This window comes from Actinophytocola sp. (genome assembly GCF_036402745.1).
In the GTDB taxonomy this organism is placed as follows: domain Bacteria; phylum Actinomycetota; class Actinomycetes; order Mycobacteriales; family Pseudonocardiaceae; genus Actinophytocola.
Genome location: NZ_DASWSJ010000414.1, coordinates 1 through 15,168, shown reverse-complemented (window position 1 = coordinate 15,168; position 15,168 = coordinate 1). Strand labels below are relative to the sequence as shown.

Sequence of the window (15,168 nt, the reverse complement as noted above, 5' to 3'; positions counted from 1 at the left end):
CAGTAGGTGGTGCCGAACCGGTCGGGGTCGGGGTCGACCAGCGCCGCGTGCTCCCAGCCGCGCCCGGCCGGGAAGGACGAGATCGCGTCGACGCCGTCGGCCACGAGCCGCCACAACCCCTCCGGATCCGTGACGTCGCCGGGGAAGCGGCAGGCCATCGAGACGATGACGATCGGGTCGGCCGTCGGGTCGCCGGTGGCGGCCGGGACGACTACCGCCGGACCGGACCCGAGGAGTTCGGCGCGCAGCGCCTCGGCCAGATCGACCGCGCTCGGGTGGTCGAACACCAGGGTGGACGGCAGCGGGCGGCCGGTCGCCGTGGCGAGCCGGCCGCGCAGCTCGACGGCGGTGAGCGAGTCGAACCCGAGGTCCCGGAACGCCCGCCGCTCGGCGATCGCGTCGGCGTTGTCGTGGCCGAGCACGGCGGCCGCCTCGGCGCGGACCAGGCCGACGAGGAGACGTCGCTGGGCGGGCTCGTCCATCGTGGCGAGCCGGCCGGCGAGTTCGGTACCGGTGTTCCCCGTGACCGTTGGCGCCTCGACGAGTTCGCCGAGCAGCGGGCTCGGCCGGGCCGCGGTGAAGATCGGCTCGTACCGCGACCAGTCCACGTCGACGACCGTGACCGTGGGCTCGCCGCGCAGGATGGCCGCACGCAGCTCGTCCAGGGCCGCGTCGGGCGGCAGCGGGCGCAGGCCGCGCCGCGCGAGGTGCTCGACCTCGTGCTCGCCTGCCGCCATCCCGGCGCCGGCCCACGGTCCCCATGCGACGGACGTCGCCGCGAGGCCACCCGCCCGCCGGTACTCGGCGAGGGCGTCCAGGTAGGCGTTGGCGGCCCCGTACCCCGCCTGGGCGCCGCTGCCGATGACGCCCGCGATCGAGCCGAACAACACGAAGAGGTCGAGTTCGCGGTCGCCGAGCAGGGCGTGCAGGTTCGCGGCACCGTCGACCTTCGCCGCCAGGTCCGACGCGAGGTCGGCGGCCGTCGTCTGCGCGAGCGGGCGGAAGGTACTCACCCCGGCGGCGTGGACGACACCGGCGAGCGGCCCGGCCCGGTCCAGCAGCGCGGCAAGGCTGTCCCGGTCGGCGACATCGCAGGCGGCGATGTCGACCTCGACGCCGAGAGCGGACAGCTCGGCGCGCAGGTCGTCGGCGCCGGGAGCGCCGGGGCCGCGGCGGCTGGTGAGGACGAGCCGGGACGCACCCTGGCCGGCGAGCCAGCGGGCCACCTCCGCGCCGAGTCCACCGGTGCCGCCGGTGACGAGCACCGTGCCGCGTATCGGAATGTCGCCGGCCGGTGCCGGGACCGGGTGGCGCAGCAACCGCCGGCCGTGGACGCCGGTCGCGCGCACGGCGAGCTGGTCCTCGTCGCCGGGGCCGGCGAGGACGCCGGCCAGCGCGCCGACCACGTTTCCGGCCAGGTCACCGGCCAGGTCACCGGCCGGGCCGGGCGGCAGGTCGATCAGGCCGCCCCACCGGCGCGGGTACTCGAGTGCGGCCGTGCGGCCGAGGCCCCACACGGCCGCCTGCGCGGGATCGGTCACCGGGTCGCCGTCGCCGGTGGACACGGCGCCGCGGGTCACCATCCACAGTGGAGCGTCCGGCGGCAGCTCGCGCAGCAGGGTCAGCACGCTCGCCGGGTCGGGCACGGTCGCCAGCACGCCGGCCAGGTCACCGGTCTCGGCCACGGCGACCGAGTCGGCGTCGAGGACGTCGCGGACGTCCACACCGAGCCCGCGCAGCGCGTCGGCCAGGTCCGGATCGCCGACCACGAGCCAGGTTCCGGCGAGCCGCGCCTGCGCCGGCACCGGTAGCGGCGTCCAGCCCACGCGGTAGCGCCACCGGTCCGGCCGGGACGCCCGCGCCACGCCGGCGACGGGCCAGTACGCCTCGTGCTGGAACGCGTAGGTGGGCAGGTCGACCAGGCGCGCACCGGAGCCGGCGAAGAAGGTCCGCCAGTCGACGTCGACGCCACGCACGTGCAGGCGGCACAGCGCGGTGACGGCGGCCGAGGCCTCGTCGTCCCGATCCGCCCGCAGCACCGGAACGAGCGCCGAGTCGCCGTCACCGAGGACTTCCGACGCCATCGCGGTGAGTGCGCCGTCCGGGCCGAGTTCGACGAACGTACGCGCGCCCAGGCCGTGCAGCGTGGTGACGGCGTCGGCGAACCGGACCGTGCGGCGGACGTGGTCGACCCAGTAGTCCGGCGAGCACAGCTCCTCGTCGGCGACCGCGCCCGTCACCGTGGACACCACGGGGATCGCGGGCGGGGTGTAGGTGAGGCCCGCCGCGACCCGGCGGAACTCCGCCAGCATCGGGGTCATCAGGTCGGAGTGGAACGCGTGACTGGTACGCAGCCGCCTGGTCTTCGGGAACCGGGCGGCGACCGCCGCCACCGCGTCCTCGGCGCCGGACAGGACGACGGAGGTCGGCCCGTTGACCGCGGCGATACTCACGCCGTCCCCGAGCAGCGGGGTGATCTCCTCCTCCGTGGCCCGGACGGCGACCATGGCCCCGCCGTCGGGCAGGGCCTCCATGAGCCGGGCCCTGGCCGACACCAGGGCACCCGCGTCGGGCAGCGACAGCACGCCTGCCACGTGTGCGGCCGCGAGCTCGCCGACCGAGTGCCCGGCGACCGCGGCCGGCCGCACGCCCCACGAGGTGAGGAGCCGGTACAGGGCGACCTCCAGCGCGAACAGCGCGGGCTGTGCCCAGCCGGTGCGGTCGAGCGGTTCCGGGTCGTCGCCCCACAGCACGTCGCGCAGGCCGGGGTCGAGGTGGCTGAGCACCTCGTCGAACGCGGCGGCGAACACCGGGAACCGGTCGTACAGGCCGCGTCCCGTGCCGACGCGCTGGCCACCCTGGCCGGCGAACAGGATCGCCCGACCCCCGGGAGCCGCCTCGCCGGTCAGCAGCGCGGGGTCGGGCCGGCCCGCGGCGAGCGCGGCAAGGGCCAGGCGCAGTGTCTCGGTGTCGGCGGCCTGAATGACGGCCCGTTGGGTGAACCCGGTCCGGGTGAGCGCCGACGAGTACGCCACGTCGCCGACAGCGTGATCGTCCAGTGTGGACAGCATGCGGGCGGCCTGGGCCCGCAGCGCCGCCGGGGTGCGGCCGGAGACGAGCACCGGTCCCGGCGCCGCGGGCCGGGCAGGCGCCGGGGCGTCCGGCTCCGGCCGTTCCAGGATCAGGTGGACGTTCGTCCCGCTGAACCCGAACGACGACACCGCCGCCCGGCGCGGCCTTCCGGTGTCCGGCCATTCGGTGGGTTCGGTGACGAGCCGGACGTCACCGGCCGCCCAATCCACTGTGGACGACGGGGTGGCGGCGTGCAGGGTGGCCGGCACGACGCCGCGGCGCATCGCTTCGACCATCTTCACCACCCCGGCGACACCGGCGGCGGCCTGCGTGTGGCCGAGGTTCGACTTCACCGAGCCGAGCAGCAGTGGCTGGTCGCGGTCCCGGCCGTAGGTGGCGAGCAGCGCCTGCGCCTCGATCGGGTCGCCGAGCGACGTGCCCGTACCGTGCCCCTCGACCACGTCGACGTCCGATGTGGACAGTCCGCCGGCCGCGAGGGCCTGCCGGATCACCCGCTGCTGGGACCCGCCGTTCGGGGCGGTCAGCCCGTTGGAGGCGCCGTCGGAGTTCACGGCGGAACCGCGCACCACGGCGAGGATCCGGTGACCGTTGCGCAGCGCGTCGGAACGCCGCTCGAGCACCACCACGCCCGCGCCCTCGGCCCAGGCGACGCCGTCGGCCGCGTCCCCGAACGCCTTGCACCGACCGTCGGGCGACAGGCCGCGCTGCCGGGAGAACTCCACGAACGCAGCGGGGGTGGCCATCACGGTCGCGCCACCGGCGAGCGCGAGCGAGCACTCCCCGGCCCGCAGGGCCTGCATCGCCCAGTGCATGGCCACCAGCGACGACGAACACGCGGTGTCGACGCTGACCGCCGGCCCCTCCAGGCCCAGCACGTACGCGATCCGGCCGGAGGCCACGCTCGCCGAGGTCCCGGTGCCCCGGTGGCCGTCGAACTCGGCTTCCGCCAGCACGGCGCTGTAGTCGCCGTACATGATGCCGGTGAACACGCCGGTCCGGCTGCCGCGCAGGGTCTTCGGGTCGATGCCGGCCCGTTCCAGCGCCTCCCAGCTCGTCTCGAGCAGCAGCCGCTGCTGGGCGTCGGTGGCGACGGCCTCCCTCGGGCTCATCCCGAAGAACTCCGGGTCGAAGCGGGCGGCGTCGTGCAGGAACCCGCCCGAGCGGGTGTAGGACGTGCCGGGGTGGTCCGGGTCCGGGTGGTAGAGCGCGTCGAGGTCCCAGCCGCGGTCGGTGGGGAAGCCGGTGATCGCGTCGCGGCCCTCGGCCACCAGGCGCCACAGGTCCTCCGGCGAGCCGACGCCGCCGGGGAACCGGCACCCCATGCCGACGATCACCACCGGATCGGCAGTGTCGTCGGTACTGTCCGCAATGGACACTGTGGGAACGCCTGAGCCGGTGGTACCGAGCGTCTCGGCGATCACGTGCGCGGCGACCGCGGCCACGGTCGGATGGTCGAACGCGAGCGTCGCGGCCAGCCGCAGCCCGGTCACGGTCGACAGCCGGTTGCGCAGTTCGACGGCCGTGAGCGAGTCGAAGCCGAGGTCCGACAGGGCGCGGTGCGGATCGAGTGCGCGGGTGTCGCGGTGGCCGAGCACGGCGGCGACCTGCTCCCGCACGAGGTCGGTCGCCAGCTCGCGCCGGCCGGCCTCGTCCAGCCGGCGCAGCCGGTCGGCCAGCCCGCCGGCCGCCGCGGGCCCGCCGGCCGCCGTCGGCCGGGCCACGCGGACGAGGCCACGCAGTACGGGCGGCACGGCCGGAGCGGACCGCAGCACCGGCAGGTCGAGGCGGACGGCCGCGACCACCGGGTCGGCGGCGCGGACGGCAGCACCGACGACATGGTCGAACAGCGCGAGGCCGTGGTCGGGGGCGATCGGCGGGGTGCCGCGCAGGTGCAGCCGCCGCACGTCGTCCGCGCCGAGGGCGCCGGTCATGCCACCGGTCGCCTCCCACGGTCCCCAGGCGATCGACACGGCGGGCAGTCCGGCCGCGTGTCGAGAGGTCGCGAGCGCGTCGAGGTAGGCGTTTCCGGCGGCGTAGTTGCCCTGTCCTGGCGTGCCGAACAGACCGGCCACCGACGAGAACAGCACGAACGCGTCGAGATCGAGGTCGGCGGTCAGCTCGTGCAGGTGCCACGCGGCGTCGACCTTGGGACGCAGCGCCGCCGCCAGCCGCGCCGGGGTCAGTGCGGTGACCACACCGTCGTCGAGCACACCGGCCGCGTGCACCACGGCGGTCACCGGGTGGGCGTCCGGAACCGCCGACAGGGCTTCGGCCAGCGCGACCCGGTCGGCGGCGTCGCACGCCACGACGTCCACGGCCGCGCCGAGGCCGGTCAGCTCCACGACCAGGCCGGCGGCCTCCGGCGCGGCCGCACCGCTGCGGCTCAGGAGGAGAAGGTGCCGCACGCCGTACTGCGCGACCAGGTGGCGGGCGATGAGCGCGCCGATCCCGCCGGTGCCACCGGTGACGACCACGGTTCCCGTGGCGCTCCAACGGGTCCCGCCTGCCACGGACTCCGGCAGGGACTCCGGCGGGGACTCCGGCAGGCGGGCCAGGCGCGCCACGAGCGCGACTCCCGCGCGGACGGCGACCTGCGGTTCGCCGGTCCCGAGCGCCGCCCGGACGGCCTGTTCCGTGCCAGGGCCGGACGGGTCGAGGTCGAGCAGCACGAAGCGGTCCGGGTGCTCGGTCTGCGCCGTGCGAACCAGGCCCCAGACGGCGGCGGCCGCGCAGTCGGTACCGTCCGTCGCGCCGCGGGTGACGAACACCAGCCGCGTCCGGGGGAACCGGTCGTCGCCGAGCCACTCCCGGATCCGGTCGACCGCGGCACCGGTCAGGTCGTGCGCCGCGGTGACCGGATCCGTCGACCCTCCACTGTGGACCGACACCAGGACGTGGGCGGGCGCGGCCCCGGCGGCCAGCCCATCGAGATCCGGCCCGCTGTCCACCGACAGGATGTCGGCCAGGGCGAACGGATCGGACCCGAGCACCGCGAGTTCGCCGGTGGTGGCGAGCGTGTCCGGGGCGCCGGTCCAGACCAGCCGGTAGCAGTCCCGATCAGCGGTGGCCGGCACCACGCCGGCCGCGGGGGCGCGCAGGGCGAGCGAGCCGATCGTCGCCACGGGTGCGCCGCCGGGGTCGGCGAGGTCGAGCGTGAGCCGGCCGTTCTCGGCGGTCGTGAGCCGGACGCGCAGCGCCTCCGTTCCCCCGGCGTGCAGCCGCACGCCCGTCCAGGAGAACGGCAACGCGGCCTCGGCGACCTCAGTGTCCCCGTCCGGTGCCAGGAGCTGGGCGGCATGCAGGGCGGCGTCGAGCAGCGCCGGGTGCAGCCCGAACGCTCCCGCCTCGCCGGCGGCAGCCGGTAGCGCGATCTCCGCGAACACGTGGTCGCCGGCGCGCCAGGCCGCGCGCAGTCCCTGGAAGGCCGGCCCGTAGGCGAGCCCGGTCGCGGCGGTCCGGTCGTAGAAGCCGGTCAGGTCGGCCGGTTCGGCGCCAGGGGGCGGCCATTCGGTCATGGGCGCCATGGGCCTCGTGGACTGCTGGCGATCCGGCGACGTGCCGAGCAGGCCGGTGGCGTACTTCGTCCACGCCTCGTCGCCGGCGCCGTCCGGCCGCCCGTGAATCTCCAGCGGGCGGGTACCGGTCGCGTCCGGCGGGCCGGCCCACACCTGGAGTTGGAGGGCACCGTGCGGCGGCAGCACCAGCGGCGCGGTGAGCGTCAGCTCGGCGACCTCGTCGCAGCCGACCTCGTCACCCGCACGCACCGCGAGCTCCACCAGAGCCGCGCCGGGCACCAGGACCGCGCCGCCGACGACGTGGTCGGCGAGCCACGGCTGGGCCTGCGCGGACACCCGGCCGGTGAGCAGCACCCCGTCCGACCCGGCCAGCGACACCGCCGCCGACAGCAGGGGATGGTTCGCCGCGCCGAGTCCGGCCGCGCGCGGGTCGCCGCCGCCCTGGGCACCGTCGCGTGGCCAGAACCGGCGGCGCTGGAACGGGTAGGTCGGCAGGTCCACTGTGGACGCCCCGGTGCCGTCGAACCACGCGGCCCAGTCGACCGGTACGCCACGGGCGTCGAGGGCCGCGACGGTGGTGGTGATGCTCTCCACCTCACCGCGCCCCGGCCGGAGCGCGGACAGCGCGGTGAGGTCCGGGCCTGTGCCTGTGCCTGTACCGGAGACCAGGGCACTCAGCGCGGTGTCCGGACCCAACTCCAGGAACGTGGTGACGCCGTGGTCACGCAACCAGGCGACCGCGTCGCCGAAGCGGACGGTGGCGCCGGCGTGCTCCACCCAGTGGTCGGGCGAGGTCAACCGCTCGACCGAGGCCGGTTCGCCGGTCACGGTCGACACGACCGGCCGCAGCGGCTCGCGCGGCGAGAGACGCTCCACCACCGTACGGAACGGGTCGAGCATCGGCGTCATGCGCGGCGAGTGGAACGCGTGCGACACGTGCAGCCGCCGGGTCCGCCGGCCCTGCGCGGCGAGGCGGTCGGCGAGGTCGGTGACCGCGTCCTCGTCGCCGGACAGCACCACCGAGGCGGGCCCGTTCACCGCCGCGAGCGACACGCCCTCGGTGAGCAGCGGCCGCACCTCGTCCTCGGCGGCGGCCACGGAAACCATGGCACCGCCGGGAGGAAGCGCCTGCATCAGCCGGCCCCGGGCGGTGACGAGGTCCGCGGCGTCGGCGAGCGACAGCACCCCGGCGACGTGTGCGGCCGTGACCTCGCCGACCGAGTGCCCGGCGAGGAAGTCGGGGACGATGCCCCACGACTCGATCAGGCGGTACAGCGCGGTCTCGACCGCGAACAGCGCCGGCTGCGCCCATTCGGTCGCGCTCAGCGCGTCGGGGTCCTCCCCCCACATCACCTCGCGCAGGCCGGGGTCGAGGTGGGCGAGCACCTCGTCGAGGGCCGCCGCGAACACCGGAAACCGGTCGTACAGCGCACGTCCGGCCGCGAGGCGCTGCGAGCCCTGCCCGGCGAACAGCACCGCGAGGCGGGGCCGGCCGTGCACCACGCCGTCGGCGGGACGTCCGTCGGCGAGCGCGGCGAGTCCCTCCCGCGCGGTGGCCGCATCCGTGGCGACGACCACGGCGCGGTACGGGAACCGGGACCGGGTGGTGACGAGCGAGTACGCCACGTCGGGAGGTACAAAGTCCATAGTGGACAGTGAGAGAGCCTGTGCCCGCAGCGCGTCCGGCGAGTGGGCCGACAGCAGCAGCGGCACCGGCCCGGCGTGCGCCGTGTCGTCCTGCGCAGTGTCGTCCTGCCCCGTGTCGGGATCGTCCGCGGCGGGCGCCTCCTCGATGATCGTGTGCACGTTGGTGCCGCTGAGCCCGAAGGAGGAGACTCCGGCCCGGCGCGGCTCGCGGCCGGGCGGCCACGGCACGTTCTCCGTCAGCAGGCGGACCCCGCCCGTGGACCAGTCCACCTGCGACGTCGGGCGGTCGACGTGCAGGGTGCGTGGCAGCACGTCCCGCCGCATGGCCATCACCATCTTGATGACGCCCGCGACGCCGGCCGCGGCCTGCGTGTGGCTCAGGTTCGACTTGACCGACCCCAGATACAGCGGCCGTTCCTTCGCGCGCCCGCGCCCGTAGGTGGCGAGCAGCGCCTCGGCCTCCACCGGGTCGCCCAGCGGGGTGCCGGTGCCGTGCGCCTCGACCGCGTCGACCTGGTCGGCCGACAGCCGCGCGTCCCGGAGCGCCTGCTCGATGACGCGTTCCTGGGACGGGCCGTTGGGTGCGGTGAGCCCGTTGGACGCGCCGTCGGAGTTGACCGCCGAGCCACGCAGGACGGCCAGCACGCGGTGGCCGTGGCGGCGGGCGTCCGACAGCCGCTCCAGCAGCAGCACGCCGACGCCCTCGGCCCAGCCGGTCCCGCTGGCCGAGTCGGCGAACGAGCGGCAGTAGCCGTCGACGGCGAGGCCGCCCTGCTTGCTGAACTCCGTGATGGTCGCCGGGCTGGGCATGACGGTGACACCGCCGGCCAGCGCCAGCGTGCACTCCCCCGCGCGCAGCGCCTGTGCGGCCAGGTGCATCGCGACCAACGACGACGAACACGCGGTGTCGACCGTCAGCGCAGGACCGACCAGGCCGAGTGCGTAGGCGACCCGACCGGACAGGACGCTCGCGGTGTTGCCGGTGAGCGCGAAGCCCTCGATGTTGTCGGCGGGGCCGGGCCGGTAGTCCTGCTGGATCGCGCCGACGAACACGCCGGTCCGGCTTCCCTTGAGGGACAAGGGGTCGACGCCGGCCCGTTCGATCGCCTCCCACGTGGTCTCCAGCAGCACGCGCTGCTGCGGGTCCATGGCGAGCGCCTCACGCGGGGAGATGCCGAAGAAGTCGGCGTCGAACATCGGCGCGTCGTGCAGGAACCCGCCGGCGTGCGTCGCCGCGCCGCCGAGCGCGTCGAGGTACCAGCCGCGGTCCGTCGGCAGGCCGGTCACCCCGTCGCGGCCCTGCTCCACCAGCTGCCACAGGTCCTCCGGCGAGGCTACGCCGCCCGGGTACCGGCAGCCCATGCCGACAATCGCGATCGGCTCGTGCGCGGCGTCCTCGACCTCCTGGAGGCGTCGGCGGGTCCGCCGCAGGTCCGCGCCGGCTCGCTTGAGGTAGTCGCGTAGCCGCTGCTCGGTGTCCATCAGTTCCCCTCCACTACGAGGTCACCGGCAGCCGATCGACGGTCCCGACAGCCGGTTCGCGGCGCCGCCGGTTTGTGATCGTGCTGCGCGCACGCTGGGCAAACCCTTAGTCATCTCCGCCTACCGTCGGCGTCGGACGCACCTGCGCCCGCCGGGCGGCCGAGTGTCGCGAGCATGCGGGCAGGAAATCCGGCCGACTCTCTCCGATTTGCTCCGTTCCGCGGTGAGCGGAACTCCCGCCAGCTCCGCGGGCATTGGAGTCGCCTACGCCGGCATACCGAATTGTCAGGAAATGACTAGTCCGCCACTACGGACAATTCACCGACTCACTCATTGAGGAGGAGGTAGAATGATCATTCACCGAGAGCGAAGCGACCGGACGGCACGATCTGGAACCTCCCCGGTCTCCCGTCCAGGAGTCACCAACCAGCTGGCGATACTGGAGCCTGACCGCTCGGATCCGTACGTCTTCGATCACCCACTCGACCACGTGCCCGGAATGTACCTGCTCAGCGGAATGCTGAACACGGTACGTGCCATCGAGCCCGCCTCACCGGAGCGGAGCGGTCGGCGGCTGACGATGTCGGCGGAATTCCTGCATTTCTGCGAGCTCGGCGAGACGATCGATCTGGTCTCGCGCCAAGAACTCGAACACCTGCCGGACACGGTGATCTCGATACAGCTCAGGCAGCGGAACCGAGACGTCTGCACCGGACGGTTCGGGTACCAGCCGGCGATTTCCGCGGAGCAGGCCCGATCGAATGCGGATCCCGCCTTCGACGAGCCGGCGGCGGCGGAACTGGTGCACCGGGCGCGGCCGGGCAACGTCATGGCCAGCAGGATGGTGGAGCGGAACGGCGACCGGCTGGTCGCCATCCGCCGGCCGGCCGCCGGGCATCCGCTGGCATGCGGCACGCGCGACGCGATTCGGGCCGAGGCCGTGGTGGACGCGGCCCGCCAGTTCGCCACCATGATCTGTCACGAGGTTCACCGCCAGCCCATGGACACCCAGTTCGTCCTGCTCGGCATCGACGGCGAATGGCCGTGCGGACTGCGATTCCCGAGCTACCTGCGGTGGGCGCCGACCCGACCCGGGCGCGGCCGCCCACGGGTCGAACTCGACATCCTCGCCGGCGACCCGGGGGCCAAACCCGCGGGCCGCATCGCGTTCGACTACTTCACAGCCTCGCCGGCGGCCTACCGCCGCATTCGTGCCAAGGAGGCGTGATGATCGGCACCCGGACCGAAGTCGACCGGCGCGCCGTGCTGGCCACCTGGCTCACCAGGGCGATGCTGATCGCGACGCTCGCGATCCTCGTCGTCCGGCTGGTCCAGCTCCTGCCCCGCGCCGCCGATGCGGCGACGCTGGCGGCGGTGGTGTTCATCCTCGCCCACCTGGTGTGGCTGGGCGTCGAGGCTCCGGTGACCTTCCGCAGGCTCGCCGAATCACCCACCGAGCTCCGAACGATGCTGGGTTACGCGTGCGCTCGAGTTCTGCTGATCGTCGGCGCGGTCGTCCCGCCGATTCCGTGGGACGGCTGGTCGGGCTGGATTCTCGTGCCGTTCCTGCTGTTCGGCGCCGGCGTGGTGCTCAGGCTGGCCGCCATCCGGGAGTTGGGCGCCCAGTACACCCATCACGTCGTCCGGCGCACCGGGCACCACGTGGTGACCACCGGCCCGTACCGATACCTGCGCCACCCCGCGTACACCGGAATGCTCGTGGCCAACCTCGGTTTCGTCGGCTTCTTCCACCACCCCGTCGCCGTGCTGGCGCTGTTGGCTCTGGCGGGCGCCGTGTACTGGCGCGCCCGTACCGAGGAGCGAGCGTTGTGGGACATGCCGGGCTATCGCGAGTTCGCGCGCACCCGCGCCGGCGTGCTGGGCGGATTCCGGTGGCGCTGACCGTGCTGCGTCCCGGCGACGCGGCGTTGCTCGACCCGACCCGGGTCGGACACAAGTTCGCCCGGCAGGAGCGCCTGCGACAGGCCGGCTTTCCGGTACCCGAGTTGCACTGCGTCCCGGTGGACGAGTTCGACGCGGTCATGCGCGAGCGGTCGAGCGCGCCGCCGGCCGGCACCCCGGAGCAGGAGGTGCTCGACTGGTCGCGAACGGCGTCGGCGGCGCTCGCGGCCAACCCGCTACCGGGCCGGCTCGCCGACGAGGTGCTGCGCGCCTTCGATTCGCTGCGCGACGACGAGCCCACCGAGGACACCGAGACCATCGAGGCCGTGGTCGCCGTGCGCGCCTGCGTCGTCGCCGACGAGCACGGCGCGGGCGAGGACGGCGGTGAGGACAGCGCTGGGGACGCCTTCGCCGGGCTCACCGAGTCGTTCCTCTACGTCCGCCGACCGGACGTGCCGCGCCGGGTGGCCGGGTGCTGGGCGTCGGGACTACGCCCCGAGTCGGTGGGCTACCGCACCCGCCGCGGGCTGGCGCCGAGTTCGGCCCGGGTGGCGGTCGCGATCCAGCGGATGGTGCTCGGGGTGCGGTCGTTCGTCGCGTTCAGCAGGGATCCGCGGACACGCGAGGAGGTCACCGTCATCGCCGCGGCCCACGGCATCGGCGAGGGTGTCGTCCAGGAGCGCGCGGACATCGACCACTTCTTCGTCGACGCCGCCACCGCCGAGGTCCGGGCCGAGTTGGTCACCAAGAAGCGAATGGTCGCTCCCGGCGCGGACGGCTTTCCCGCGACGCTCCCGGTGCCGCCCGAGTCGGCCGAGCGACCCGTGCTCACCGACGACGAGTGCCGCCGCGTCGCCACGCTCGCCGCCGAGGTCGAGGCATTCTTCGGGTCGCCACAGGACATCGAGGGCACCATCGACGCGGCCGGCTCCGTCCACTTGGTACAGGCCAGGCCGGTGGTGTTCGCCGGCACCGGGCGCGACGCGCCGGTCATCCAGTGGAGCAACCGGAACGTCACGGAGAGCTTCCCCGGGGTCAGCGGCGCGCTGACGTTCTCCCAGGCGCGGGTCTTCTACCGGCTGATCTTCCGCGACGCCTACCGCCGGCTGGGCGTGCCCCAGCGGCGATTGCGGACCGCCGAGCACCACCTCAACCGCATGATCGGCCTGCTGGACGGAAGGGTGCACTACCGGCTCGACGCGTGGTTCGCCCTGCACGGCCAGCTTCCCGGTTTCGCGCTGATGCGACCGTGGTGGGAGAAGTCCATGGGCCTGCCCGCGGGCGAGCGCGCCACTCGCGGCGAGAAGCTCCGGGCGCTGCGGGCGCTCCCCGCCCTGGCGGTCCGGCTGATTCTGCTCCCCCGCTCGGTCCACGGGTTTCTGCGGTGGTGGGACGGGTTCGTCACCCGGTACGACGGGATGGACGGCTGGTCGCCGGAGGAGCTGATCGCCGGCCACCGGAGGCTGTGGGCCGAGGTCGGGGATCGCTGGGGCGTCACGCTGGCCAACTCCTTCTTCATGCTCAGCTCCGCCACCGCGGTCTCGGCGCTGCTGCGGCGCTGGCTGGCGGTCGACGAGCATGAGATCGTCGGCGGCCTGCTCCTCGGCGGCCGGGAGAACCGGTCGGTGCGGGGCGTGCGGTCGGCGATCCGGCTGGCCGAGCTGGCCGGGTGCCAACCGCGGTTCGTCGACCGCATCCGGTCCGCCGACCCCGACGAGGTGTGGCGCGAACTGGTCGGCGGCGAGTACGGCGCCGAGCTCGCGGACGCGGCGCGGGAACACCTGCGGCACTACGGCGACCGCGGGCTGCACGACCTCAAGCTCGAGCAGATCTCGCCCCGGCAGCGTCCCGGCATGATCGTGGAGACGCTCCGGCCGATGATCGAGAACGGGCTGACGGTGGCCGACAGCAGGGCCCGCGAGGCGGCGAGCCGCGCGGAGGTGGACCGCGACCTGCGCAGGCGATGCCCCAGCAGGGTCCGCAGACTGCTGATCCGCGCGCTGGTGGCGGCGCTGCGCTGGTTCGTCACCGCGCGCGAGGACACCCGGTTCTGCCGCAGCCAGCTGTTCGGGCTGAGCCGGCACCTGCTGTGGCGGCTGGGCGACCACCTGGTCGACGCCGGCCGCCTCGGTGACCGCAGCGACGTCTTCGACCTCACGGTCGAGGAGGTCTTCGGCGCCTACGACGGCACGCTCGTCGACGCCGACCTCCGGGAGGTGGCTCGTCGCCGGCGGGCCGCGCGCCTGGCCGCGGCGGGCCGGCCCGACCTCGACGCCGCGCCGGCCACCCCGCTGGACCGGCCGGTGCCGGAGGAGTGGCCCGATCGTGGAGAGCCCGCGGCGGCGCGGAACGCCCGCGCCGAGCTGCACGGCCTGCCGTCGAGCAAGGGAAAGGTCCGCTATCCGGCGAAGGTCGTGCTGGACCCGAACATCGGGGCGGATTCCTGCCGGGACCGCATCATCGTTGCGAAGGAGACTGATCCCGGATGGCTGTTTCTCATGATGGCCGCGCGCGGGATGGTCGTGGAACGCGGCACTCTGCTGTCGCACACCGCGATCACCGGCCGGCTGCTGGGCATCCCGACGGTGGTGTCCGTGCCGGACGCGACCGCGCTGATCCGCGACGACGACCTGCTCGAGATCGATGGCGAGACCGGAACGGTGCGGGTGCTCGGCGAGTAGGCCTCGCCGGCCGGCTGTCAGCCTACGTCGCGGGCAGCTTCCCGCTCGGCACCTACGTTCCGCTGGCCGTCGCGTGGACGGCCGGCGCGACGGGGGCCTGTGCTCTGACCGACACGCGGATCCTCGGCTGGCGACCGGATCCCGGGATCCTGCGCACAGCCGTCACCCTGGGCATCGTCCTGCTGCTGATGCGCGCGCTCGACGACATCCGCGACCGGGACTACGACCGGCGGTACAACCCCGATCGGCCGCTGGCTCGCGGTGCGGTGCGGGTCGGCGACCTGGCCGTCCTGGTGGCCGCCGGGTCGGCGCTGGCCCTGGTCCTCAACGCCTGGCGCTGGCCGGTCATGTGCGTGCTCGCGGGTCAGCTCGGGTACGCCCTCCTGGTGATCTGGGTGGACCGTCGGTGGCAGTGGCCGCCCGGAGACGCGATGCTGACGGGTCTGCTGGTGAACCTGCCGGTCCAACTGCTGATCAACGCCTACCTCTACGCCGCGCTGCTGCACTCCATGGACCTACCGCCGTCCTGGTCCGGTGTCGCCGGCATCGCCGTGGTGACGCTCGCGTTCCAGCATGTGGAGTTCGCCCGCAAGACGACGAGGACACCTCGAGCTGGCGAGCGGACCTACGTGACCCGCCTCGGCGTCGGTGGCACCGCCACCGCGGCCGTGGCCTGCGCCGTCGTGGCCACCGCCCTGGTGGTCGCCGCGGCACGACCGTGGCACTGGACCGTCCTTCTCACGCTGCTGCCGCTGGGCATTCCCGCGGCCGCGGCTTGGCGCCTGCACCGCGACCGCCTGCCCCGCTGGCCGTACCGGTCGGCCGCGCTGTTCGTGCTCACCAGCTTC

The 15,168-nt window shown here is 74.3% G+C and carries 5 protein-coding genes; 4 read left to right on the top strand and 1 reads right to left on the bottom strand.

Annotated elements, in window-relative coordinates; genetic code table 11:
* The coding region (locus tag VGD70_RS36230; RefSeq protein ID WP_331089580.1) for a type I polyketide synthase at positions 1 to 9,737 on the bottom strand (9,737 nt) is incomplete at its 3' end.
* A 349-nt stretch (positions 9,738 to 10,086) separates the two neighbouring features.
* Between VGD70_RS36230 and VGD70_RS36225 the strand changes: the two genes are divergently transcribed.
* The 4 genes from VGD70_RS36225 to VGD70_RS36210 all read left to right on the top strand — a co-directional run.
* Entirely contained in the window at positions 10,087 to 10,965 is an 879-nt protein-coding gene (locus tag VGD70_RS36225; RefSeq protein WP_331089578.1) for an AfsA-related hotdog domain-containing protein, read from the top strand.
* The gene (locus tag VGD70_RS36220) at positions 10,965 to 11,639 is read left to right on the top strand and encodes an isoprenylcysteine carboxylmethyltransferase family protein (protein ID WP_331089576.1); all 675 of its coding nucleotides are present in this window, start codon (positions 10,965 to 10,967) and stop codon (positions 11,637 to 11,639) included. The genes VGD70_RS36225 and VGD70_RS36220 overlap by 1 nt, the downstream gene beginning before the upstream one ends.
* Positions 11,630 to 14,320 (top strand): PEP/pyruvate-binding domain-containing protein, encoded by a 2,691-nt coding sequence (locus VGD70_RS36215; protein ID WP_331089574.1) that lies wholly within the window; start codon positions 11,630 to 11,632, stop codon positions 14,318 to 14,320. Before VGD70_RS36220 ends, VGD70_RS36215 begins: the two co-directional genes overlap by 10 nt.
* Positions 14,321 to 14,334: 14 nt before the next feature.
* Positions 14,335 to 15,168, top strand: an 834-nt coding sequence (locus VGD70_RS36210; RefSeq protein WP_414638139.1) for a UbiA family prenyltransferase, incomplete at its 3' end; no start/stop codon positions are given.

Coding starts and splice junctions, on each gene's coding strand:
- VGD70_RS36225 (WP_331089578.1), top strand. CDS start 10,087: ATGATCATTCACCGAGAGCGAAGCGACCGGACGGCACGATCTGGAACC.
- VGD70_RS36220 (WP_331089576.1), top strand. CDS start 10,965: ATGATCGGCACCCGGACCGAAGTCGACCGGCGCGCCGTGCTGGCCACC.